20 protein-coding genes are annotated in these 24124 nt (G+C 72.3%); 6 read left to right on the top strand and 14 right to left on the bottom strand.

The window, feature by feature from the left end; translation table 11 throughout:
• The first annotated feature begins 91 nt into the window (after positions 1–91).
• On the top strand, positions 92–1372 hold the full coding sequence (locus tag ABD330_RS27330; RefSeq protein WP_344468675.1) for a GNAT family N-acetyltransferase: 1281 nt from the start codon (positions 92–94) through the stop codon (positions 1370–1372).
• Between the two features lie 63 nt (positions 1373–1435).
• Here ABD330_RS27330 and ABD330_RS27325 read toward each other — a convergent pair whose 3' ends face one another.
• A complete protein-coding gene (locus ABD330_RS27325) occupies positions 1436–1921 on the bottom strand; it encodes a ribose-5-phosphate isomerase (protein WP_344468674.1) in 486 nt (161 codons plus the stop codon).
• A 162-nt stretch (positions 1922–2083) separates the two neighbouring features.
• Positions 2084–2680 (bottom strand): biotin transporter BioY, encoded by a 597-nt coding sequence (locus ABD330_RS27320; RefSeq protein WP_344468673.1) that lies wholly within the window; start codon positions 2678–2680, stop codon positions 2084–2086.
• Between the two features lie 261 nt (positions 2681–2941).
• On the opposite strand from ABD330_RS27320, the gene ABD330_RS27315 reads away from it, so the two are divergent.
• Positions 2942–4333 carry an amino acid permease gene (locus ABD330_RS27315; RefSeq protein WP_344468672.1) on the top strand — a complete coding sequence of 464 codons (1392 nt, stop codon included), beginning with the start codon at positions 2942–2944 and terminating at the stop codon, positions 4331–4333.
• Between the two features lie 64 nt (positions 4334–4397).
• Here ABD330_RS27315 and ABD330_RS27310 read toward each other — a convergent pair whose 3' ends face one another.
• The gene (locus ABD330_RS27310; protein WP_344468671.1) at positions 4398–5036 is read right to left on the bottom strand and encodes a mycothiol-dependent nitroreductase Rv2466c family protein; all 639 of its coding nucleotides are present in this window, start codon (positions 5034–5036) and stop codon (positions 4398–4400) included.
• Between the two features lie 236 nt (positions 5037–5272).
• Here ABD330_RS27310 and pepN point away from each other — a divergent pair, with 236 nt between their 5' ends.
• A complete protein-coding gene (gene pepN, locus ABD330_RS27305; protein WP_344468670.1) occupies positions 5273–7834 on the top strand; it encodes an aminopeptidase N in 2562 nt (853 codons plus the stop codon).
• A 90-nt stretch (positions 7835–7924) separates the two neighbouring features.
• On the opposite strand, the gene ABD330_RS27300 is transcribed toward pepN, so the two are convergent.
• The 5 genes from ABD330_RS27300 to ABD330_RS27280 all read right to left on the bottom strand — a co-directional run bounded on the left by ABD330_RS27300 (position 7925) and on the right by ABD330_RS27280 (position 17123).
• Positions 7925–8551 (bottom strand): maleylpyruvate isomerase family mycothiol-dependent enzyme, encoded by a 627-nt coding sequence (locus tag ABD330_RS27300; protein WP_344468669.1) that lies wholly within the window; start codon positions 8549–8551, stop codon positions 7925–7927.
• 82 nt (positions 8552–8633) lie between these two features.
• On the bottom strand, positions 8634–11279 hold the full coding sequence (gene acnA, locus ABD330_RS27295) for an aconitate hydratase AcnA (RefSeq protein ID WP_344468668.1): 2646 nt from the start codon (positions 11277–11279) through the stop codon (positions 8634–8636).
• Between the two features lie 397 nt (positions 11280–11676).
• Positions 11677–12678, bottom strand: a complete 1002-nt coding sequence (argF, locus tag ABD330_RS27290; protein WP_344468667.1) for an ornithine carbamoyltransferase — start codon at positions 12676–12678, stop codon at positions 11677–11679.
• 210 nt (positions 12679–12888) lie between these two features.
• A complete protein-coding gene (locus ABD330_RS27285; protein ID WP_344468666.1) occupies positions 12889–15474 on the bottom strand; it encodes a polynucleotide kinase-phosphatase in 2586 nt (861 codons plus the stop codon).
• Entirely contained in the window at positions 15471–17123 is a 1653-nt protein-coding gene (locus ABD330_RS27280; RefSeq protein ID WP_344468665.1) for a 3' terminal RNA ribose 2'-O-methyltransferase Hen1, read from the bottom strand. The genes ABD330_RS27285 and ABD330_RS27280 overlap by 4 nt, the downstream gene beginning before the upstream one ends.
• A gap of 116 nt (positions 17124–17239) precedes the next feature.
• Between ABD330_RS27280 and dapD the strand changes: the two genes are divergently transcribed.
• Positions 17240–18229 (top strand): 2,3,4,5-tetrahydropyridine-2,6-dicarboxylate N-succinyltransferase, encoded by a 990-nt coding sequence (gene dapD / locus ABD330_RS27275; RefSeq protein WP_425555653.1) that lies wholly within the window; start codon positions 17240–17242, stop codon positions 18227–18229.
• A 359-nt stretch (positions 18230–18588) separates the two neighbouring features.
• Here the strand turns inward: dapD and ABD330_RS27270 are convergent, their stop codons facing one another.
• The 6 genes from ABD330_RS27270 to ABD330_RS27245 form a co-directional block, all read right to left on the bottom strand.
• Positions 18589–19461: a DUF6099 family protein gene (locus ABD330_RS27270; RefSeq protein ID WP_344468662.1), complete on the bottom strand. Its 873-nt coding sequence runs from the start codon at positions 19459–19461 to the stop codon at positions 18589–18591.
• 162 nt (positions 19462–19623) lie between these two features.
• Complete coding sequence (locus tag ABD330_RS27265) at positions 19624–19983, bottom strand: nucleotide pyrophosphohydrolase (protein WP_344468683.1); 360 nt, start codon at positions 19981–19983, stop codon at positions 19624–19626.
• A gap of 87 nt (positions 19984–20070) precedes the next feature.
• Positions 20071–21357, bottom strand: coding sequence for an AAA family ATPase (locus tag ABD330_RS27260; protein WP_344468661.1), 1287 nt, complete (start codon positions 21355–21357; stop codon positions 20071–20073).
• A 186-nt stretch (positions 21358–21543) separates the two neighbouring features.
• The gene (locus tag ABD330_RS27255; RefSeq protein ID WP_344468660.1) at positions 21544–22389 is read right to left on the bottom strand and encodes a putative RNA methyltransferase; all 846 of its coding nucleotides are present in this window, start codon (positions 22387–22389) and stop codon (positions 21544–21546) included.
• Between the two features lie 50 nt (positions 22390–22439).
• Positions 22440–22871, bottom strand: a complete 432-nt coding sequence (locus ABD330_RS27250; RefSeq protein WP_344468659.1) for a fic family toxin-antitoxin system, toxin component — start codon at positions 22869–22871, stop codon at positions 22440–22442.
• Positions 22868–23110: a toxin-antitoxin system HicB family antitoxin gene (locus ABD330_RS27245; RefSeq protein ID WP_344468658.1), complete on the bottom strand. Its 243-nt coding sequence runs from the start codon at positions 23108–23110 to the stop codon at positions 22868–22870. Before ABD330_RS27245 ends, ABD330_RS27250 begins: the two co-directional genes overlap by 4 nt.
• A gap of 252 nt (positions 23111–23362) precedes the next feature.
• On the opposite strand from ABD330_RS27245, the gene ABD330_RS27240 reads away from it, so the two are divergent.
• Together ABD330_RS27240 and ABD330_RS27235 are read left to right on the top strand one after the other, a co-directional pair.
• Positions 23363–23680, top strand: a complete 318-nt coding sequence (locus ABD330_RS27240) for a hypothetical protein (RefSeq protein WP_344468657.1) — start codon at positions 23363–23365, stop codon at positions 23678–23680.
• Positions 23681–23725: 45 nt separating this feature from the next.
• A complete protein-coding gene (locus ABD330_RS27235; RefSeq protein WP_344468656.1) occupies positions 23726–23980 on the top strand; it encodes a hypothetical protein in 255 nt (84 codons plus the stop codon).
• Positions 23981–24124: the final 144 nt, after the last annotated feature.

The following is a 24124-nucleotide window of genomic DNA, read 5'->3' as shown; positions in this document are numbered from 1 at the left end:
GATCTCCGTCGGCGGCCCGTGGCCGGACCCGGGCGCGAGCGCGGCCGGAATTCGGTCGCGGACGGCCCGGGCCGGTGATAGCTGTTGGCATATGACCGCCGATGCTGCCGCTCCCGACGCCCGCGAACTCCCTGCGCCGATCGTCCGCGCTCTGGCCCCGCAGGAGTGGGAGGCCTGGTACCGCGGGCTGGAGGTCGCCTTCGGCGGCCAGGAGGAGGAGCCGCAGGAGCGCGAGCTCTGGCGCGGGCTGACCGAGCTCGACCGCTCGCTGTCGGCCTGGGACGGCCCGGCACAGGTCGGCGGCGCGGGGGCGTTCAGCTTCCGGCTGGCGGTGCCCGGGGGCGCGGTGCTGCCCGCGGCGGGCGTGACGATGGTCGGCGTGCTGCCCACCCACCGGCGGCGCGGCCTGCTGACCGCACTGATGCGCCGTCAGCTGGACGACATCCGTGCGCGCGGCGAGGCGCTGGCGGTGCTCACCGCCTCGGAGTCCGCCATCTACGGACGGTTCGGCTACGGCCTCGGCACCTGGCGGCTCTCGCTGACCGTGCCACGCGCCAAGGTCCGGCTGCGCTCCCCCGGTGACGCGTCCGTCCGGCTGCGGCTGGCCGACCCGGCGGAGAGCAGCCCCGCCTGCGAGCGGCTGTACGCGTCCCGGGTGGCGCTGCGGCCCGGCATGCTGGAGCGCCGGCCGGACTGGGAGCGGCTCCCGCTGCTGGACGCGCCCGGCTCGCGCGGCGGCTACTCACCGCTGCAGTGCGTCCTCGCGGAGGACCGCGGGACCGGGCAACTGCTCGGGTACGCGCGCTACGCGGTCGACGTGGCCTGGACGGCGGCGGACGTCCCGGCCGGGACGGTGCGGGTGCGGGACATCGAGGCGCAGTCGCCGCAGGTGTACGCCGCGCTCTGGTCCTTCCTGCTGGACCTGGACCTGACGGACACCGTGACCGTCCGCAGCCGCCCGGTCGACGACCCGCTGCTCCACCTGGTCTCGGACCCGCGCCGGCTGGACGCCCGGATCAGCGACTCGATGTTCGTGCGGCTGGTGGACGTCGGCGCCGCGCTGCGGGGGCGCGGCTACGCGGCACCGGTGGAAGTCGTCCTGGACGTCACGGACGAGTTCTGCCCCTGGAACACCGGCCGCTGGAAGCTGCACAGCGGCGGCCCGGGCAAGGGGGCCGTCTGCGAGCCGACCACCGAACGGGCGGATCTGGCCCTGGCGGTACGGGAGCTGGGCTCGGCCTACCTCGGCGGCACGAACCTGACGGCGCTGGCCGCCGCCGGTCTGGTCACCGAACTGCGCGACGGCGCACTGGCCGAGGCCTCCCGGGCGTTCGCCTCGGACGTCGCGCCCTGGCTGCCGCACGGGTTCTGAGCGACCGCCGGTCCGGCCGGGCACCCCTTCAGGCGGTGCCCGGCCGGACCGTCGGAGGAACGATCAGCCCTGCGGGTGGTGGGCCGGGATGGGCGGCAGCTCGCCGGTGGTCTCGTACTCGCTGAGCATCTCGATCCGGCGGGTGTGCCGGGGCTCGCCGCTGTACGGGGTGTTGAGGAACAGCTCGACGAACTTGGTCGCCTCGTCCTCGGTGTGCATCCGGCCGCCGATGGAGATCACGTTGGCGTTGTTGTGCTCGCGGCCGAGCGCGGCGGTCTGCTCGCTCCAGGCGAGCGCGGCACGGACACCCTTGACCTTGTTGGCGGCGATCGCCTCGCCGTTGCCCGAGCCGCCGATCACGATGCCGAGCGACTCCGGGTCGGCGGCCGTGCGTTCGGCTGCCCGCAGGCAGAACGGCGGGTAGTCGTCCACGGCGTCGTAGATGAGCGGCCCGCAGTCGACCGGCTCGTGGCCGGCCTCCTTCAGCCACTGGACGAGGTGGTTCTTGAGGTCGTATCCGGCATGGTCGGAACCCAGGTACACGCGCATGCGGAAAGTGTTGCACAGGCGACCATTTGCACTGTCCAGGGGCACGGGGAGCTGCGCGAGGGCGGAAGGCACTCGTCCGTCACTCCCGATTCGCGCAGTTCCCCGCGCCCCCGAGTCCGCCGTACCCGTCCGGTGAACCCGGCCGAGCGCGCGGCACCGTGTCTACCCGCGGCGGAGGAGCTTCCAGGCGAGCGGGAGGGCGCCCACGGCGACGAGTGCCTTGAGGCCGTCGCCGACCAGGTAGGGGTAGAGGCCGAGGTCGGCGGCGCGGGCGAGCGGGACGTGCAGGGAGACCGCCAGGTACGGCACGCCGACCGCGTAGATCGCCAGGTTGCCGAGGACCATCGCGCCGGCCGTCCGCAGCGGGCTGCGGTCCGCACCGCGACGGGCCAGGGCGCCGGTCAGGCCGGCCGCGAGGACGAAGCCGATGACGTAGCCGAGGCTCGGCATCGCCCAGCCGGAGCTGCCGGCGGCGAACCAGGGCAGCCCGGCCATCCCGGCCAGCAGGTAGAGGCCGAGCGAGGCGATCCCCCGCCGGGTGCCGAGCGCGGTGCCGACCAGCAGGGCGGCGAAGGTCTGGCCGGTGACCGGCACCGGCGAGCCCGGGACGTTGACGGACAGTTGGGCCGCGAGGCCGGTGAGCGCCGCGCCGCCGGCCACCAGGGCGAGTTCGCGGGCCTGGCTGCCGAGCCGGCCGGCCGCGCGCGGAAGCAGGTCGGCGAGGACCGGGGTGGACGGTACGGCGGTGGCGGTGGCCATGGGCGGGTCTCCAGTTCTGGCACGACGCTTCGGTGAACACCTGTGAACCTACGCGGTCGGTCGCACCCGTACGGCGTCGTCCCCGACAAAGCGTCAGCCCCCGAACTTGTCGGTTTCGGCCTTCCAGCGGTCCGATCCGTACGGATCAGGTCACTTTTGGTCACTTCGATGTCCGTATACCGAGCGTTGCTCGCATGACCACGGGCTGTACCGAATAGTGAACGGATCCCCACGCTATCCGTACAGTCTGGATCCGCTCTGATGCCGACCCCCACCACCCGGCGGACGCCGGTGCCCGCCGACACGTCCGGCGACCATCAGCTCTCCCACGGTCTCAAGCAGCGCCATCTCTCGATGATCGCGCTCGGCGGGGTGATCGGCGCCGGGCTCTTCGTCGGCTCGGGCGCCGGCATCGCCGCCGCCGGACCGTCCATCGTGCTCGCCTTCGCCGCCTCCGGGCTGCTGGTGATGCTGGTGATGCGGATGCTCGGCGAGATGTCGGCGGCCCGGCCCGCCAGCGGCTCCTTCTCGGTGCACGCCGAGAAGGAGATCGGGCCCTGGGCCGGCCTGACGGTCGGTTGGATGTTCTGGACGCTGCTCTGCGTCGGGGTGGCGGCCGAGGCGATCGGCGCGTCGCACGTGATGCAGAGCTGGTTCCCCGGTGTGCCCCCGGCGCTCTGGGTGGGCCTCTTCATGGCCTTCTTCTGCGCCACCAACCTGGCGGCGGTGAAGAACTTCGGCGAGTTCGAGTTCTGGTTCGCCGCCGTGAAGGTCACCGCCATCGCGGCCTTCCTGGTGGTCTGCGTGCTCGCGATCCTCGGGGTGCTGCCCGGCACGGCCGCCCCCGGCGCCGCCAACCTGACCGGCCGGGGCGGCTTCTTCCCGCACGGATCGGCCGGCCTGGTCACCGGCCTGCTGGCCTCGGTGTTCGCGTACGGCGGTCTGGAGACCGTGACGATCGCCGCCGCCGAGTCGGCGGACCCGCGCCGCAGCGTGGCCACGGCCGTGCGCACCGCGATGTGGCGGATCGCGGTCTTCTACGTCGGCTCGATGGCGGTCATCGTGACACTGGTGCCGTGGAACGCCCCGGCGGTGGTCAAGGAGGGCCCCTACGTCGCGGTGCTGAACGGCATCGGCATCCCGGGCGCGGCACAGCTGATGAACGTGGTGGTGCTGATCGCACTGCTGTCCGCGATGAACGCCAACATCTACGGCTCCTCGCGGATGGCCTACTCACTCGTCCGGCGCGGCCAGGGGCCGAAGGCGCTCGCCAGGATCTCCGGCGGCGTGCCCCGGCTCGCGGTGCTGGCCTCCTCCGCGTTCGGCTTCCTCGCGGTGCTGCTGAGCTACTGGTGGCCGACCACCGTCTTCAACTGGCTGCTCAACATGGTCGGCGCGGCCGTGCTGGTGGTCTGGGCGTTCATCGCGGTCGCCCAGCTGCGGATGCGGCGGCGGCTGGAGCGCGAGGCGCCGGAGCTGCTCACCGTGCGGATGTGGCTCTTCCCCTACCTGACCTGGGTCGCGCTGGCCGCCGTCATCGGGGTGCTCGCGCTGATGACCCTGGACGCCGACAACCGGATCCAGCTGTACTTCACCGCCGGTCTCGCGGCCGCTCTCTCGGCAATCGGCTGGTTCAGGCAACGCACTCGGTGAACCCCAGGGGCGAGGGGACTGCGCGCATGCGCGCAGTCCCCGCGCCCCTGCTGTGGTCGACCCGTTACTCGAAGGACGGCCCCGCCGTCCGGGTGCGCTTGATCTCGTAGAAGCCCGGGGTCGAGGCGACCAGCAGCGTGCCGTCCCACAGGCGGGCCGCGGCCTCGCCGCGCGGGGTCGGCGTGACCACCGGGCCGAAGAACGCGACCCGGTCGCCGTCGGGGCCGTCCACGGCGATCACCGGGGTGCCGACGTCCTCGCCGACCAGGGTGATGCCCTCGGAGTGCGAGGCGCGCAGGGCCTCGTCGTAGTCCTTGCTGTCGGCGGCGTCCGCCAGCTCGGCCGGCAGGCCGGCCGCCACCAGGGCGGCCTCGACGGTCGCCCGCTCGTTGGGCAGGCCCTGGTTGTGGAAGCGGGTGCCCAGCTCGGTGTAGAGCCGGCCGATCACCTCGTCGCCGTGCGCCTGCGCGGCGGCGATCACCACGCGGACCGGGCCCCAACCCGCACCCAGCAGCGCGCGGTACCGCTCCGGCAGGTCCTCGCGGTTCTCGTTGAGCACGGACAGGCTCATCACGTGCCAGCGGACGTCCACCGGGCGGAGCTTCTCGACCTCCAGCATCCAACGCGAGGTCATCCAGGCCCAGGGGCAGATCGGGTCGAACCAGAAGTCAGCGGTCTTGCGGGCTTCGGGAGTGGTGGTCACGAGGGCGTCCTTCGGTCAGTAAGAACGGGGGTTCTTGCTTCAGTCTGGCTTCACCGGCTTCAGTCCGGCTTCAAGCGGCAACATCGCGGCCGACCCCCGCATTCCGGCCCGCCCGGACACCCGGTCCTGTGCCATGGCACAGGACGCGGGCGTGAAAGCGTGCGTGAAAGGATGCCCCCGAAGAAGACCTCCCACCGCAAATCACAGCGTGCGCGCCGGACAAAGGAGTACCGCCCGTGCCGGGTAAGAACCTGAGCCGAGACGAAGCCCAGCAACGGGCCGACGTCCTCTCCGTGGACAGCTATCGCATCCACCTCGACGTGACGTCCGCCGTGGATCCGGCAGCCGCCACCTTCCGGTCCACCACCACCGTCGAGTTCCGCAGCTCCGCTCCGGGGTCGGCCACCTTCCTGGACCTGCTGGCGCCCACCGTGCGCGCCGTCAGCCTGAACGGCCGCGCGCTCGACCCGGCGGCGGCCTTCGACGGCGTCCGGGTGACCGTCGACGGACTGGCCGAGCGGAACGTCCTGGTGATCGAGGCGGACTGCGCGTACAGCCGCACCGGCGAGGGCCTGCACCGGTTCGTGGACCCGGCCGACGGCGAGACCTACCTCTACACCCACTTCGAACCGGCCGACGCCCGGCGGGTGTTCGCCACCTTCGAGCAGCCGGACCTGAAGGCGCCGTACACCTTCACGGTGACCGCCCCCGCCGCCTGGGACGTGTACTCCAACGGCGCCGACGAGTCGGTGGAGACCGAAGGCGACGGCCGGATCTGGCACTTCGCGACGACCCGCCCGATCTCCAGCTACCTCACCGCCGTGGTGGCCGGCCCGTACCACGTGGTGCGCGACAGCTACAGCCGCAAGCTCGCCGACGGCACCACGCTGGAGATCCCGCTCGCCGCGACCTGCCGCAAGTCGCTGGCCCGGTACTTCGACGCGGACGAGATCCTGACCGTCACCAAGCAGGGTCTGGACTACTTCCACGAGGAGTTCGACTACCCGTACCCGTTCGGCAAGTACGACCAGTGCTTCGTCCCGGAGTACAACATCGGCGCGATGGAGAACCCCGGCTGCGTGACCTTCCGCGAGGAGTTCGTCTTCCGCTCCAAGGTCACCGACGCCGCGTACGAGGGCCGGGCCAACGTCATCCTGCACGAGATGGCGCACATGTGGTTCGGCGACCTGGTCACCATGAAGTGGTGGGACGACCTGTGGCTCAAGGAGTCCTTCGCCGACTTCATGGGCTCGTACGCGCAGGTGGCCGCGACCCGGTACCGGTCGGCCTGGATCACCTTCGCCAACCGGCGCAAGGCCTGGGCGTACCGGCAGGACCAGTTCCCCACCACCCACCCGATCACGGCCGACATCCGTGACCTGGAGGACGCCAAGCTCAACTTCGACGGCATCACCTACGCCAAGGGCGCCTCGGTGCTCAAGCAGCTGGTGGCGTACGTCGGGCGGGACGCGTTCTTCGACGGTGTCCGGCAGTACTTCAAGCGGCACGCCTTCGGGAACACCGTGCTCGGCGACCTGCTCGGCGCGCTGGAGGAGACCAGCGGGCGCGACCTGACCGCCTGGGCCGCCGCCTGGCTGCAGACCTCCGGGGTCAACCTGCTCACCCCGCAGGTCACCGTGGACGCCGAGGGGCGGATCACCGAACTCGCCGTGCTCCAGGACGGCGGCACGCCGCGTCCGCACCGGCTGGCGATCGGTCTCTACGACCGGGACACCGACGGCTCGCTGGTCCGCACCCACCGGGTCGAGATCGACGTGACCGGCGCCCGCACCGTCGTCGCCGAGCTCGCCGGGCTGCCCCGGCCCGCGCTGGTGCTGCTCAACGACGACGACCTGACCTACTGCAAGATCCGGTTCGACGACCACTCGCTGGAGACCCTGCGGTCCTCCCTCGGCGACATCACCGACCCTCTCGCCCGGGCCCTCACCTGGTCCGCCGTCTGGAACCTGACCCGCGACGGCGTGATGCCGACCCGCGACTACCTCTCCCTGGTGGAGCGCTTCGCCGGGACGGAGTCGCAGATCGGCGTGCTCCAGTCGCTGCACCAGCAGGCCAGGGGCGCCCTGAGCCTGTACGCCGCCCCCGAGCGGCGGGCCGAGGGGGGCCGGCTGCTCGCCGAGTGCGCGCTGCGCGAGCTGCGGGCGGCCGCGCCGGGCAGCGACCACCAGCTGGCCTGGGCCCGGTTCCTCGCCCACACCGCCACCGGCACCGAGCACCTGCAGCTGGTCGGGGGGCTGCTGGCGGGCACCGCGAGGATCGACGGCCTGGAGGTCGACCAGGAGCTGCGCTGGGAGCTGTGGCTGACGCTGGCCTGCGCCGGGCAGGCGACCGAGGCCCGGCTGCGGGCCGAACTGGCCCAGGACAACACCGCCAGCGGCAAGCAGCACCTGACGCACTGCCTCGCCGCCGTACCGACGGCCGAGGCCAAGGCCGCCGCCTGGTCGGCGGTGATCGACTCGGACGAGCTGCCGAACGCGCTGGTCGAAGCCCAGATCGCGGGCTTCGCACAGCCGGACCGGCGCGACCTGACCGCCGGTTACACCGCCAGGTACTTCGACGTGCTGGAGACCGTCTGGGCGCAGCGCAGCATCGAGATCGCCGTGAAGATCGTCGGCGGGTTCTTCCCCCGGGTGCAGACCGACGTGCAGACCCTGGCGGCCGCCGACACCTGGCTGACGGCCCACCCGGACGCGGCACCGGCCCTGCGCCGCCTCGTCCTGGAAGGCCGGGACGACCTCGCCCGTGCCCTGCGGGCCCAGGCCTGTGACCAGGTCTGAGTTATTCAGGGGCGCGGGGAACTGCGCGAATTCGGAAGGCTGCGGACCGTTGCCTACCGCTTCGCGCAGTTCCCCGCGCCCCTTCTCTGGTTACCGCATCCGAGAAGCGAGCGTGGAAAACCCCGCCCCCGCGAGGCCGGTGAGCCCGGCGCCACGGCCGGTGATCGCGAGCAGCAGCGGCAGCATCGGGCCGGAGACCTCGGGCCCGCTGCCCGCCGACCAGTCCGTGTCGGTGGCCCGCAGGGTCAGCCCCGCGACCCGGCGCTTGGCGCCGATCAGCAGGTTGGAGCGCCGGTAGAAGTCGGCGCACCGGGTCAGCGCCGCGACCGGGTACTCGTGCACGATCCCGAGCGGGCGGCGGATGTCCTCGGCGTGCACCACTGTCTCGCCGAGCCAGCTGTCGACCGGGCCCGGCGGGTGGCTGACCGAGGTCAGCTGCTCGGCGAAGAGGTCGAGCGTCTGCAGCGTCGTCCCGGTGGTCAGCTCGGCGATCTCCCGCGCGGTCATCACCTCGAAGCGGAACCCGGAGCGCGCCAGCTTCACGAAGAAGCCGGACGGGGTCATCCTGGCCGTCGCCGTCAGGTGCGCCAGCGTGTCGCGCACCGTCCGCCCCGGGCAGAGCGACGGCGTGAGCCACTGCTTCGGGGTCAGCTCGACCACGTCGGCGAGCAGCGCCCGGCGCTCGGCGTGGATCACGGGCCACGGGTCGGTAGTCATGGCTCCGTCCTAGCACGAAGACGGCCGGGCCGCCCCTCTCCGCAGGTGGAGTGGGACGGCCCGGCCGCTGCCGTTCGCAGACTCAGCCGATCAGGCTGCGCAGCACGTACTGCAGGATGCCGCCGTTGCGGTAGTAGTCCGCCTCGCCGGGGGTGTCGATGCGCACCTTGGCATCGAACTCGACACCGTCCGCGACGACCTTGACAGTCTCCGGGATGCCGCCCTCGTTGAGCGCGACGACGCCGGAGATCGAGAAGGTCTCCTCGCCGGTCAGGCCGAGCGAGTCGGCCGTCTGGCCCTCGGGGAACTGCAGCGGCAGGACGCCCATGCCGATCAGGTTCGAGCGGTGGATGCGCTCGTACGACTCGGCGATGACGGCCTTGACGCCGAGCAGCGCGGTGCCCTTGGCGGCCCAGTCACGGGACGAGCCCGAGCCGTACTCCTTGCCGGCCAGGACGACCAGCGGGATGCCGGCGGCCTGGTAGTTCTGCGAGGCGTCGTAGATGAACGACACCGGGCCGTCGGCCTGGGTGAAGTCGCGGGTGTAGCCGCCCTCGGTGCCCGGCGCGACCTGGTTGCGCAGGCGGATGTTGGCGAAGGTGCCGCGGATCATCACCTCGTGGTTGCCACGACGCGAACCGAAGGAGTTGAAGTCGCGCTTCTCCACACCGTGCTCGGTGAGGTACTGCGCGGCCGGGGTGCCGGGCTTGATGGAGCTGGCCGGGGAGATGTGGTCGGTGGTGACCGAGTCGCCCAGCTTGGCGAGCACGCGGGCGCCGGCGATGTCGGTCACCGGGCTCGGGGTCTTCGCCATGCCCTCGAAGTACGGGGGCTTGCGGACGTAGGTGGACTCGGCGTCCCACTCGAAGGTGTTGCCGGTCGGGATCGACAGCGACTGCCAGCGGTGGTCACCGGCGAAGACGTCCTGGTAGCCCTTGTCGAACATGGCCTCGTCGATGGAGCCGGCGACGACATCGGCGACCTCCTTCTCGGACGGCCAGATGTCGGCGAGGAAGACGTCGTTGCCGTCGGCGTCCTGGCCCAGCGCGTCCTTGGTGATGTCGATGTTCATGTTGCCGGCGAGGGCGTAGGCGACCACCAGCGGCGGGGAGGCCAGGTAGTTCATCTTGACGTCCGGGTTGATCCGGCCCTCGAAGTTGCGGTTGCCGGAGAGCACCGAGACGACGGCCAGGTCGGCCTCGTTGACGGCGGCCGAGACCTCCTCGGGCAGCGGGCCCGAGTTGCCGATGCAGGTGACGCAGCCGTAGCCGACCAGGTTGAAGCCCAGCTTCTCCATGTACGGGAGAACGCCGGCCTTCTCGTAGTAGTCCATGACGACCTTGGACCCGGGGGCCAGGGTGGTCTTGACCCACGGCTTGACCGTGAGGCCCTTCTCCACGGCCTTCTTCGCCAGCAGGGCGGCGCCCAGCATGACGGAGGGGTTGGAGGTGTTGGTGCAGGAGGTGATCGAGGCGATCACGACCGCGCCGTTGTCGATCTCGTAGGTCGAGCCGTCGGGGGCGGTGACGGCGGTCGGCTTCGAGGCCTCGGCGGAGTAGGCCGGCAGCACCTCGGCGAACTTCTCGGCGGCCTCGGCCAGGATCACGCGGTCCTGCGGGCGCTTCGGGCCGGAGATCGACGGGACGACGGTGGAGACGTCCAGTTCGAGGTACTCGGAGTAGACCGGCTCGACCGACGGGTCGTGCCAGAGGCCCTGCTCCTTGGCGTACGCCTCGACCAGGGCGAGCTGCTGCTCGCTGCGGCCGGTGAGCTTGAGGTAGCTGATGGTCTCGGCGTCGATCGGGAAGATCGCACAGGTCGAGCCGAACTCCGGCGACATGTTGCCGATGGTGGCGCGGTTGGCCAGCGGGATCGCGGTGACGCCCTCGCCGTAGAACTCGACGAACTTGCCGACCACACCGTGCTTGCGCAGCATCTCGGTGATGGTGAGCACCAGGTCGGTGGCGGTGGTGCCGGCCGGCAGCTGGCCGTTGAGCTTGAAGCCGACCACGCGCGGGATCAGCATGGAGACCGGCTGGCCGAGCATCGCGGCCTCGGCCTCGATGCCGCCGACGCCCCAGCCCAGTACGCCCAGGCCGTTGACCATGGTGGTGTGCGAGTCGGTGCCGACGCAGGTGTCGGGGTACGCCTGGCCGTTACGGACCATGACCGTGCGGGCCAGGTGCTCGATGTTGACCTGGTGGACGATGCCGGTGCCCGGGGGGACGACCTTGAACTCGTCGAACGCGGTCTGGCCCCAGCGCAGGAACTGGTAGCGCTCCTGGTTCCGGCCGTACTCGATCTCGACGTTCTGGGTGAACGCGTCCTTGGTGCCGAACTTGTCGGCGATGACGGAGTGGTCGATGACCAGCTCGGCCGGGGCCAGTGGGTTGATCTTCGCCGGGTCGCCGCCCAGCTCCTTGACGGCCTCGCGCATGGTGGCGAGGTCGACGACACAGGGGACACCGGTGAAGTCCTGCATGATCACGCGGGCGGGCGTGAACTGGATCTCCTGGCTCGGCTCGGCGTTCTGGTCCCAGCCGCCGAGTGCCCGGATGTGGTCGGCGGTGATGTTCGCGCCGTCCTCGGTGCGGAGCAGGTTCTCCAGCAGCACCTTGAGGCTGTACGGCAGCCGCTCGGAACCCTCGACGGCGGAGAGCTTGAAGATCTCGTACGACTCGTCGCCCACCTGCAGCGAGCTGCGGGCGTCGAAGCTGTTCGCGGACACGACTGACTCCTTCTTGGGTGCTTCGTGCTTGAGGTGCTTCGCGATGCCGGTGGTAAGGTAAGCCTTAGTTAGGCAGCATGCCCTTGGACCGCGCGCGGGTGCCTCTCGGCAAGTATCTTGATGTCAAGATAAACCATAGTGCGGAGTTATCTCGATGTCGAGATAAACCATAGTGCATCCCTACCTGAGCACGGCGTCAGGCATGCCCTTCCGACTGTCCGCCTCGCGGCGTCGATCCGCACCTCTTACCGGCCCCGCTCACCGGGTCCGCGCGCCGGCTCCGCCCACCGGGCCCGCCGGGCCCGTGTCAGGTACCGGGCCTCCCTGTCAGGTGCGAGGCTCCGGGCGCAGGCGGGTCCGGGGGCGGGAACGGCGGGACGCCGGGAGCCTCGCGGTGTCAGGAGCCGAGCGTGGCGACCAGGACGGCCTTGATGGTGTGCAGCCGGTTCTCCGCCTGGTCGAAGACCACCGAGTGCGCGGACTCGAACACCTCGTCGGTGACCTCCAGCTCCGACATCCCGGTGAGCTCGTGCATCTGCCGGCCGACCTCGGTGCCGAGGTCGTGGAAGGCCGGGAGGCAGTGCAGGAACTTCACCGCCGGGTTGCCCGTCGCCCGCAGCGTCTCCATCGAGACCTGGTACGGCTTCAGCAGCGAGATCCGCTCGGCCCAGACCTCCTTGGGCTCGCCCATCGAGACCCAGACGTCGGTGTAGAGGAAGTCGGCACCGGCCACTCCGGCGGCGACGTCCTCCGTGAGGGTGATCCGGGCCCCGGTGGTCTCGGCCAGCGCGCGGGCCTCCTTCTGCACCTCGTCCGCCGGCCAGAGCTGCCTGGGCGCGACGATCCGGATGTCCAGGCCGAGCAGCGCGCCCGTGACGAGCAGCGAGTTGCCGGTGTTGCAGCGGGCGTCGCCGAGGTAGGCGAGCGCGACGTCCGCCAGCGGCTTGGCACTGTGCTCCTGGATCGTCAGGACGTCCGCCAGCATCTGGGTGGGGTGCCACTCGTCGGTGAGACCGTTCCAGACCGGGACGCCCGCATGGGCCGCCAGCTCCTCGACGACCTCCTGACCGTGACCCCGGTACTCGATGCCGTCGAACATCCGGCCGAGGACGCGGGCGGTGTCCTTGGCCGACTCCTTGTGCCCCATCTGCGAGCCCGACGGGTCGAGGTAGGTGGTGCTCGCACCCTGGTCGTGAGCGGCCACCTCGAAGGCGCAGCGGGTCCGGGTAGAGGTCTTCTCGAAGATCAGGGCGATGTTCTTGCCCCGCAGCCGCTGCTGCTCCGTCCCGGCGTACTTCGCGGCCTTGAGCTGCGCGGAGAGGTCCAGCAGGAAGCGGAACTCCTGCGGAGTGAAGTCGAGCTCCTTGAGGAAGTGCCTGTTCCGGAGGTTGAAGGCCATGCCGGGCTCCTGGGGTGACGTGATCGGCGGCGTGCGTACCGAACGGGAGGGTGGGTCGGGTGGGACGGAGGCAGTGCGAGGGACAGCGGAACTGGGAGGACGAGACAGCAACTATATACGATGCTCTGAATTTCTATGCACCCTGCTGCTTCCCGCAGCGGGCGGGGACGGACCCGGCACGTCACCGGCGCGGGCCCGCCCCCGGTGCGCTCAGAGCCGCGGGTCCACCGGCTCCGACTCCAGCGCCAGCACCGCGAACACCGCCTCGTGCACCCGCCAGAGCGGCTCGGCGCCGGCCAGCCGGTCCAGCGCTTCCAGGCCGAGCGCGTACTCGCGCAGGGCCAGTGACCGCTTGTGGCCGAGGAAGCGCTGCCGCAGCTGGTCCAGGTGCTGGGTGTAGTCCGGACCGTAGATGATCCGCAGGTACTCCCGGCCGCGCACCTTGATGCCCGGCTGGACCAGCCCGCCCGGACCGCCCTTCGCCGAGGCGGACCGGGCCACCGAACTGAGCGGCTTGACCACCATGCCCTCGCCGCCGGCCGCGGTGAGCTCCTCCCACCAGGCGACCCCCGCCGCGACGGACGCCTCGTCGGAGGTGTCGACCAGCAGGCGGCCGGTGGCCTGCAGGACCGGTGCCGACCGGTCGTCCGCGGCGACCAGCCGGTCGATCCAGGCCAGGTGCTCGTCGTGCGGACGGACGGCGAGGTTGGCCCCCTCCGCCGCCAGCACCTGGAAGGGTGCGAGCCGGATACCGGACAGGCCCTCGGTCGGCCAGCAGTAACGCCGGTACGCGGCGGTGAACGCCTCCGCGTCCGCCGCGCGCTGCCGCTGCCGGGCCGTCAGCTCGCCGAGGTCCAGGCCCCGCCCGGACGCCTGCTCCAGCGCGGACAGCACCGAGGGCAGCGCCGAGCCGGCCGCCGCACCGACGGCCGCGTACTGACGGCGCAGCAGTTCGACGGCCTTGAGCGACCACGGCATCAGCTCGGCGTCGAGCAGCAGCCAGCCGGTGTCGAACTCCTCGAACAGCCCGGCCCGCTCGGCGGCGGACCGGACCCGCCCCAGTACCTCGCCGGTGAGCTCGTCGTCGCTGAGGAAGGCGCGGCCCGTCCTGGTCCAGATCGCACCCGGGCCGGCGACGCCGAACCGCTTCTCCAGGGCGGCGGCGTCCCGGGCGACCAGCACCACGGCCCGGGAGCCCATGTGCTTCTCCTCGCAGACCACCTGCCGGACGCCGTCGCCGAGATAGGAGGAGAACGCCTCCTCGGGGTGTTCGAGGTAGCCCTCGCGGCGGGAGGTCGCGCTCGGGGCCATGGTCGGCGGGAGGTAGGGGAGCAGCCGGGGGTCGAGTGCGAAACGGCTCATCACCTCCAGCGCGGCCGCGGCGTTCTCCTCCCGCACCGAGACCCGGCCGTGCAGCGCGGTCTCGACGATCCGCCGGCCCGCCACGTCGGCCAGGTCCAGCGGGCGGCCCTCCCGGGAGCCGGGGGCGTCGGTGCTCCTCGGACGGACCGGGGCGTACCACTCCCGCTCCGCCTCGACCACGACCAGCTCGCGCTCGGGGTAGCGCAGCGCGGTCAGGCTGCCGCCGAAGACGCAGCCCGTGTCCAGGCAGATGGTGTTGTTGACGAAGCTCGCGGTCGGCACCGGGGTGTGGCCGTAGACCACCAGGGCCCGGCCCCGGTACTCCTCGGCCCACGGGTAGCGGACGGGCAGCCCGTACTCGTCGGTCTCGCCGGTGGTGTCGCCGTAGAGCGCGTGCGAGCGGACCCGGCCGGAGTTGCGGCCGTGGTACTTCTCGGGCAGGCCGGCGTGGCAGACCACCAGGTCGCCACCGTCCAGCAGGTAGTGGCTGACCAGGTCGCGCATGAACGTGCGGACCTCGCGGCGGAACTCCTCGCTCTCGCCCGCCAGCTGGTCCAGCGACTCCTGGAGGCCGTGCGAGACGGTGACCTTGCGGCCGTCCAGGTGGCGGCCGAGCTTGTTCTCGTGGTTGCCGGGGACGCAGACGGCGTGCCCGGCCCCGACCATGCCCATCACCAGCCGCAGCACGCCCGGCGTGTCCGGGCCCCGGTCGACCAGGTCGCCGACGAAGACGGCGGTGCGGCCGGCCGGGTGCACGGCGTCGACCGGACGGCCCAGGTCGTCGCGGACGAGGGTGTAGCCGAGCCGGCCGAGCAGGGTCTCCAGCTCGGAGCGGCAGCCGTGGATGTCACCGACGATGTCGAACGGGCCGGTGAGGTGGCGCAGGTCGTTGTAGCGCTTCTCGATGACGATCTCGGCGGCGGCCGCCTCGGCCTCACCGCGCAGCACGTGCACCTTGCGGAAGCCCTCGCGCTCCAGGCCCTTGAGCGAGCGGCGCAGCTCGCGCTGCTGGCGGGGGATCACATGCGGACCGAACTGCCGGTCCGGCCGGGCCTGGTTGCGCTCGGCGCAGACGGCGGGCGGGACGTCGAGCACGATCGCGATCGGGAGCACGTCGTGCTCCCGGGCAATCTTGATCAACTGCTTGCGGGCCTCGGGCTGGACGTTGGTGGCGTCCACCACCGTGAGGCGGCCGGCCGCGAGGCGCTTGCCGACGATGTAGTGCAGCACCTCGAAGGCGTCGGCCGAGGCCGACTGGTCGTTCTCGTCGTCGGCGACCAGGCCCCGGCAGAAGTCGGACGAGACCACCTGGGTCGGCCGGAAGTGCTTGCGGGCGAAGCTGGACTTGCCCGCGCCACTGGTGCCGATCAGGACGACGAGCGAGACGTCGGTGACGGGGAGGCGGCGGGCGGGCAGCGCGTCGAGGTCGGTCATCGGGTCACGCTCCCTTCGGTGGAGGCGGAAGTGGGGGTGGAAGTGGGGGCGGAGGTGGAAGTGGGGGTAGAGGCGGGGGCGGAGGCGTCGGGGGCTGCGGAGGTGGCGGTAGGGGCGGCGGAGGCGCTGCCGTCCGTGGTGCCCGCGCGGAACAGCGCGAGCTGGGTCGGTGCGCCGACCTCGTCGTCGTACGGACCGACCGGGCGGACCACGACGGTGTAGCCGTACGTGTCGGCGACCCGCTCCGCCCAGGCCAGGAACTGCGCACGGTCCCACTCGAAGCGGTGGTCGGCGTGCCGGACGTGACCGGCCGGGAGGGTCTCCCAGCGGACGTTGTACTCGGCGTTGGGGGTGGTCACCACCACGGACTGCGGCCGGGCCGCGCCGAACACCGCGTATTCGAGGGCAGGCAACCGTGGCAGGTCGAGGTGCTCGATGACCTCGGAGAGCACGGCCGCGTCGTAGCCCTTGAGCCGGGCGTCGGTGTAGGTCAGCGCGCCCTGGACGAGCCTGACCCGGGCCGCCTGGCGCTCGGTCATCCGGTCGAGCCGCAGCTTCCGCTCGGCTGCCGCGAGCGCCCGGGAGGAGACGTCCACCCCGAGCACCTCGGTCACCCGGCGCTCCTTGAGCAGCGCTCCGACCAGTTCACCCTGCCCGCAGCCGAGGTCGAGGACCCGGGCCGCGCCGACCTCCGCGAGCGCGGCCAGGATCGCCTGGCGGCGTCGGACCGCCAGCGAGACGGGCTGTTCCACTTCCTCCACCTCCTCCGGGCGGTCGTTGTTCGGGCCGCCGGCATCCGGGCGGTCGGCATCGTCGACGGCGTTGTCGTCGACGGCGTTGTCGATCTCCTCGGGCTCGCGGTCGTCCGTCTCGGCGAGCCGGGCCAGCTCCAGGCGCTCCAGCGCCGTCCGGGTCAGCGACCAGCGACGGGCGAAGTACCGACGGGTGATCAGGACCAGTTCGGGATGGTCGCCCAGCCAGCCCTCCCCCGCGTCCAGCAGCTTGTCCACCTCGTCCGGAGCGACCCAGTAGTGCTTGGCGCCGTCCAGGACGGGGAGCAGGACGTACAGCTGCTGAAGTGCGTCGGCCAGCCGCACGGTCGCGGTCAGCTCCACCCGGACGTACCGGGACTCGCCCCACTCGGGGAAGGAGTCGTCCAGCGGGATCGCCTCGGCCCGGGTCTGCCAGCCGAGCGGGTCGAACAGCCGCCGCACCATCGCGGCCGGTCCGTCCTCGCCCGCACCGTTGGCGGGTACGGCGGGCAGCACGATCCGCAGCGGGAGCGGCTGCTCCGCGAGTCCGGGCCGGTGCTCGCAGACGCCCTTCATCGCCGAACGGAACACCGTCCGCAGCGCCACCGCGAGCAGCGAGGACGCGGCGTAGGGCCGGTCGTTGACGTACTGGGCCAGCGCGAAGTCGGGTGAGCCGCCCCGCCCTTTGCCCCGGCCCCGGCGGACCAGGGCGATCGGGTCGATGTCCAGCAGCAGAGCCGCCGTGCACACCGTCTCGCTCGCCTCGGGGTAGAAGACGTGGGCCTGACCGTGGGAGGTGGAGAAGCGCTGCACCTTATCGGGGTGCTTGTGCAGCAGAAAGCCCAGGTCAGTGGCTGGGCGCTCGGCCGTTCCTGTGGTGGAGATCGAGATGAACACCCGTCCGAGTATTGCGGAGCCGAGGTGCGGGGAGCACCGGGTTTTGTCCGGCGCGGGCGTGTCCGGACGGTGGGCGCGTGCAGCACCGATGGCCGGAATTCGTTAACGTGCACGATGTGACTGCTGAAACCTCCTCCCTCGCAAGCGGCGCTGTCGCCACCGGTCTGGCGACCATCGCTGCCGACGGCACCGTCCTCGACACCTGGTACCCCGCACCCGAGCTCGTCGCGGAGCCCGGCCCGGCCGGCACCGTACGGCTGACCGCCGAGGAGGCCGAGGCCGCACTCGGCCAAGGCGCCTCGCAGGCCCTGGGCAGCGACGCGCGCCGGGGCGTCGAGGTGGTCGCGGTGCGCACCGCCATCTCCTCCCTGGACGAGAAGCCGCTCGACGCGCACGACGCGTACCTGCGCCTGCACCTGCTGAGCCACCGTCTGGTCAAGCCGCACGGCCAGAACCTGGACGGCCTGTTCGGTCTGCTCGCCAACGTCGCCTGGACCAGCATCGGCCCCGTCCCGGTGGACAAGGTCGAGCAGGCCCGGCTCGCCGTCCGCGCGCAGGGCGGGCAGCTGGCCGTGTACGGGATCGACAAGTTCCCCCGGATGACGGACTACGTCGCCCCGACGGGTGTCCGGATCGCGCACGCGGACCGTGTCCGGCTCGGTGCCCACCTGGCCGTCGGCACCACCGTGATGCACGAAGGCTTCGTGAACTTCAACGCCGGCACGCTGGGCACCTCGATGGTCGAGGGCCGGATCAGTGCAGGCGTCGTGGTCGGCGACCACAGCGACATCGGCGGCGGCGCCTCGATCATGGGCACCCTGTCCGGCGGTGGCAAGCAGGTCGTCGCGGTCGGCGAGCGCTGCCTGCTCGGCGCCAACGCGGGCATCGGCATCTCGCTGGGCAGCGACTGCGTGGTCGAGGCCGGCCTGTACGTCACCGCCGGCACCCGGGTGACCACCCCGGACGGGAAGATCGCCAAGGCGGTCGAGCTGTCCGGCCAGGACAACCTGCTGTTCCGCCGCAACTCGCAGAGCGGTGCGGTCGAGGTGATCGCCCGGTCCGGTTCGTGGGGCGGTCTCAACGCCGAGCTGCACGCGCACAACTGATCCTCCCGTCATTTCTCCGGGCTCCGGCCCCCGGCTCGTCGCACCCGACGAGCCGGGGGCCGCTCGGTTTTCCCGGGCAAGGGCTTCTTGAGCAAGGGGGCTCGGGCGGGTCTTCTCGGGCGGGTCTTCCCGGACGACGTCTTCGAGGGCGAGGCCTTCCGGCAATGACGCACCGGCCCGCCCGCCGGGCCTCCTAGCCGACCTCGTCGGCGCGTCGCAAGCCGCACTCACCCCTGGGGCGTACCCGGTGCCGCGGTTGGACCGCTACGGGTGGTTCGCGGTGACCGGCCGTGCGGCGAGGTCGTTGGGCCGACGGGGCCGACGGCCCGGGCAACCGCCCCGGCCGCTGTCCTGACAACTCAGACCGCACTATTGAGCTGGAGAGGTCCCCTCATGTCCGAGCCCTCGTCCGAGACACCCGCCACGCCCATGAACCTGCTCGCGCAGATGCAGGAACTGCTCGCCTCCCTCAACGAGGACCTGGCCGGGCTCGACGCCGACCTGCAGTCCTCCGGCATCCGATCCGCCGAGGGCCGGCCGGCCGCCGACGGCTCCGCGGAATCCTCCGCCCCGGGCTGGTAGCCGCGCCCCGCGACCGGCGGACGCAGCGGCACCAGCAGCATCGGCAGGCCGCCCCCGGCACGCTGGTCCGTGACCGGCCCGGGCTCCGCGCAGCCCGGGCCCCGGCAGCCCGCCGGACGGCCGCAGCCCGCCGCGTCCTTCGCCGCCGTCTCCTTACGAACCGCGCGGAGCAGCTCCGCGACCAGGTCCTTGCACTCGGAACCGGCGTCCACCCCGTCGATACAGCGCCAGTACAGGCTCTCCGTCTCCGCACCGCAGGCCAGCACCACCAGCGTCTCGGCGACGTCGTGGAGCAGCCGGCCGAGTTCCTCCAGGGCGGGTTCGAGGTCGCCGACCTCGCCGAGCCGGGCCGCCCGGCCGGTGCCGCTCCAGTCGGCCCGGCTCCAGTCCTCCCGGCTCCAGTCCGGGCGGACGCCGTCCTGTGGCGCCGGTCCGGTCGGCGGCTGGTCGAGGCAGCTGACGGCGTGCGCGCCTGCGTCGCAGAGCAACTGCCCCAGCGCGCCCACCTCTCCGGTGTCCCGTTCGGCGATCCTGGCACCGACCGCCTCGGTGAGCAGCCCGGCCTGCCAGGCCTCGGTCAGCGCGTCCGGTACCGTCCTGGCCTCCGCCAGCGCGTGCCGGGCAGTCTTGATCAGTCGCAGCGCGTCCATGAGTCGCCGCTCCCCTCGCTCGCGTCGGCCGTCGTCTCCGACGGTGGGTCACGGCGCAAGCGTGCTGCGCGGACCGGCTCCGCGCAGCACCTCCCTGAATTCCTGTGGACAACTCGCCCCTGTGGATAACTCAGGTCACCCACACGAGCGACCTGCCGCCCCTCAGTGCTCCGTCCGGTGCCCCGGTCCGGTGTCCCCGCCGGGCACCGGGAACCGCAGCTCGTTCCGTTCGATCTTCGCCGCGAGCGCGGCCAGCGGATCCACCCCGACCGCCGCGCAGAACTGCAGCAGGTACGCCAGCACGTCGGCGACCTCGTCCCGGACCCGGTGCGCGCTGCCCGGGTCGTCCATCACCGCGGCCGCCTGTTCGGGCGTCAGCCACTGGAAGATTTCGAGCAGTTCGGCGGCCTCCACGCTCAGCGCGGCGGCCAGATTCTTCGGGACGTGGAAGGGCTGCCAGTCACGAGCCGCCGCGAACTCGGCCAGCCGCTGCTGGAGCCGCCCGAGCGAAGCGTCCTGCACCCGGGCCTCCTGAACCGAAGCGTTCTGCGCCGAGTCGTCCTGCGGGGTACCGGCCGGGCCGTTCTGCTGATCGTTCACACCCCAGGTCTACCCCATCGCCCCGACCGCCTGTGGCGGTACCCGGGGAATCTCTGGCCGCAGCACGCTGTGCCCGGTGGCCGGGTCCCGACGGCACTCGATGAGCTCCGCTCCGCCCGCCTCCCGGGCGGCCGCGGGATCCTGAAGCGCCCCGAGCAGCCGGACGTCCTCCCGCTCGCAGACCTCCCGGGCCACCCGCAGCAGCGAGGCGGTCTGCTCCGCGCCGAGGCCCGCGCCCAGGTCCTCCGCGAGCACCGTGAGCTGCCGGTGGGCCGAGGGCACCTCGCCGGCCGGGTCGACGTCCAGCACCCCGGCACCGGTCAGCAGCACGGCCGCGAAGGCGAGCAGCCGGAGCATCCCGTCCGAGGCCTGGTCGGCCCCGGTACGGCCGAGCACGCCCTCGTCGAAGACGGCGAGCAGCCGCTCCTGGGCCTCCGGCCCGCGCCGGGCCACGTCCAGCCCGAGCAGCGGGTGCGGCGCCGCAGCCTGGACGGCCTTGAGCAGCCGGCCGTAACGGCGGGTGCAGTCGCTCTTCAACCTGGCCAGCACGGCGGAGATGTTGGCGGCGGAGCCGAGCAGCCGGGCGTCCGGGTCCGGCTTCGCCCAGTCGCGCATCAGCGCGGGCACGGGGTGCAGCGGGAAGACCTCGCGCAGGGCGGTGAGCAGGTGCTCGCTCGCGGCCAGCACCATCCGCTCGCCGGGCGAGGACCCGGCCACCCGGAGCGGGATCTGGGTGGTGATCAGGGTGTTGCTGGGGAAGGGCGCCCGGATGTCGCCCTGCCGGGTGTCGTTGTGCCAGGTGACGTTGACCTTGCCGTGCGCCACGTCCTGTTCGCCGGTCTCGACCAGCGTCCGCCCGCCACAGGTGAGCCACTCGCGGGCGACCCGGACCGGCCCATCGGTACGGACCACCAGTTCGAGCCGGATCGGCCCGGCGGCGGACCGCACCGTGCAGCCCAGGATGATCGCGTTCCGGCCGTGCGGCACGCAGCCCGCGAGTCCGCCCCGGACGGGTGCGGCCAGCGGCCCCGCGGTGCCGCCGATCCCGTCCAGCGACGGGCCGATCTGCTCGCCGAGCGCGAGCCGGGAGAGCACGGCCAGCGAGTCCAGCGCGTTCGACTTCCCGACGCCCGACGGCCCGTGCAGGACGGTCAGCGGGGAGAGCGGCAGGGTCGTCCGGCGGTAGGACTTGAAGGAGGTGAGCCGGAGCTCCTCGACGGTGGGGCGCAGGACGGGGCGGACGGCGGACGGTGTGGGTCCCCCCGGCCGGAGGCTGGGGGCGGCTTCGCTGGTCACCCGGGGGACCCTAGCCCTCGTCGAGGGAGCAGAAACGTGCCTGCCCGCGAGATTCATCCCAACGAGTTGGCAGCCGAGGCGGCGTCCTCGCCGGGACGCGGCCGTACCCCCGGCCCGGCCGGGCCCTACGCCGGCCGGGGTCCTGCCGCTGTGCCTGCCCGGGCCCGGCCGTACGCCCGCCCGGGCTCAGCCGTAGGTCGTGACCTGGACCGATCCGGTCACCTCGACCGGTTCGGGCAGCTCGGCGAGCGTGGCCGCGAGCTTGCCGGCGTCCGTGTGCCAGGCGTTCGGGCCCATCGCGACGACCGCCGCCGCATCGGCCCGCGACAGGCTCAGCCGGAACTCCAGCTCGACCCGGTCGGTCCTGGTCAGCCAGGGGCTGAGCTTCTCGTCGATCCGGCGTTCCTTGTCCTCGTCCACCGAGAGCAGGCCCAGTGCCGCGACCAGTTCCCGGAGGTGGCGCGAGGTCGGCGAGACCAGCAGCAGTCGGCCGCCGGGGCGCAGCACCCGCCGGATCTCGGGCCCGTTGCGCGGCGCGAAGACGTTGAGCAGCAGATCCGCGCTCGCGTCGCGCAACGGCAGCGGGCGCCAGGCGTCGCAGACGACGGCGCCGATCCTCGGGTGTGCCTTCGCAGCACGGCGCAGCGCGTACTTGGAGATGTCGAGCGCGGCGCCGGTGCCCCCGGTCCGCGCCAGCACGTGCGCGAGGTAGTAGCCGGTACCGGCGCCGAGGTCGGCCACCAGTCCCTCCCCCGGCCCGGCCGGCCCGGCTGCTCCGGCTGCCACCGCCGCCTCGGCGAGGGCGTCCGCGATCGGGCGGTAGTGCCCGGCGGCGAGGAAGTCGCTGCGGGCGGCGACCATGCCGGCGGTGTCGCCGGTGCCGGTGTGCGCGTCACCGGCGAGCAGGCTCACGTACCCCTGCTTGGCCTGGTCGAAGCTGTGGCCTGCGGCGCAGCGCAGCGTCCGCCCGTCGAGGGTGAGCTGCTGTGCGCAGTGCGGGCAGGCCAGGTAGCGCTCGATGTCCTGCAGCAACGTCCGTGAGTCCTCGGCATGGGGGGCATGGGGATGACCCCCCATCGTACTCAGTCCGCCTCGCCCTCCTCCCCGTCGTCCTCGCCGGTGACGCCCTCCTCCTCCGGCTCGGTCACCACCCAGGCGGCCAGCCGCTCGGCCACCCCGCCGACGCCGAGCTTGCCCTCGCGGATCGCGCGGGCGAGGCTGCGTACCTCGCGGGCCGTGGTGGCGACGTTGCAGCCGCTGGCGACCAGGTACGCATAGGCGACCGCGGTGGCGAACAGCTCGTTGGTCCGCTCCAGCGCCGGGACGCGGATCAGTTGGTGCATCAGCGCGGCGGCGCGGTCCTGCGGTTCGGGGTAGACGGCGATGTCGAAGATGTCGGCCTGGTGGCGGGCCACCGCGGCGAGCAGCGATCCGTAGTCGGTGACCTGCGGATCGCCCGGGGTGTACTGCTCGGCTGTCATGAGCAGCCAGGAGAGGTCGACCTCAAGGTTCAACGACGCACGTCCTGCAGGTCGGCCTGGCCGCGCTCGCCGAACTCGGACAGGAAGGCGGTCTCGTACTCCTTCATGAACTGCGCGGCCTTCTCCACGAACAGCCGCCCCGACTCGCCCATGTCCTGCTGGACGAGTCGTTCGATGTACTGGTTCATGCTGATCCCCTGCTGCTCCGCCCGCTCGCGGGCCATCTCGGCGGTGGTGGCGTCCACCCGGACATTCAGCTGCTTCTTGGCCATACCTCAAGCTAGCGCCGAAGCGCTAGCACAACAAGGGCGCATTCCGGCCGCTCCACTCCCCCGGTCCACCCCGCGCCACCTCCGAGGAGACTGCCCGCAAAGCACGTCCGTCACCCGTCCGGAGGCGGACCGCTCCCGTCGGCGCCGGACCCGGGACACACCCGGGACCAGCGGCTCATGCCCGCGGCCCGGCGGGCCGCCTAGCGTGAAGTGCACCGGCCCACCCCACGGCCGGGTGCACAGGAGGCAGCCATGGCCGGACGACCGATTTCCGACAGCGCACTGGACGGCGTGCAGGACGGCGCACTCGACCTCACCCCGGCGCGAACGGCGCAGGCGGGCCCGCCGACCCGGGCCCTCGGCGCGGACACCACGACACGCGCCGCCGCACCCGCCGCCGCACCCGCCATCGCGCCCGCTGTCGTACCCGCTGTCGTACCCGCCATCGCGCCCTCCGCGACGCCCGCCGCGGCACGGGACTGCCGCAACCCGGTGGCACACGACTCCCACCGGCAGCAGGGCTGGTCCTGCCCCACCATCGGCCCCTGCCAGCACTGGGACGAGCCGTAAGCTGCCGGAGGCAGTACTCTCCCGGCCCGAGGATCGGACACCGCCATGACGCAGCCTCACTCGCCCCAGCGCCGGCAGAGCGCCGACGGGACTCCGCCCGCCCACTACGTGCGCCCGGCGGAGCAGCCGACCGCCGCACCGGTCCCCGCGAGCTACACCCGCTGGGAGTGGTTCACCCGGTTCCTGTCGGGCCTGGTGGCGGACCGGACGCACGGCGACTCGAACGCGCTGGTCCCGCGCGGGGCCGACGGCCGGCGGACGGCGCCCTTCTCGTTCAACGGCAGCGGCAAGGGCCGCTGACCGGCCCCGGCCCCGGGCGACGCCCGGAGAGCCCGCAGCCCCCGCGGAGCCCGCAACGGCGACGGGCCGGGTGGAGGGGGCGTCCCCCCTCCACCCGGCCCGTCCGCCGGTCGGCGCGCACCCCTCACGGGCGCGCGCCGCAGG

This window comes from Kitasatospora kazusensis, assembly GCF_039529945.1.
GTDB classification, from domain to species: Bacteria; Actinomycetota; Actinomycetes; order Streptomycetales; family Streptomycetaceae; genus Kitasatospora; species Kitasatospora kazusensis.
This window is presented reverse-complemented; position numbering and strand designations above follow the sequence as displayed.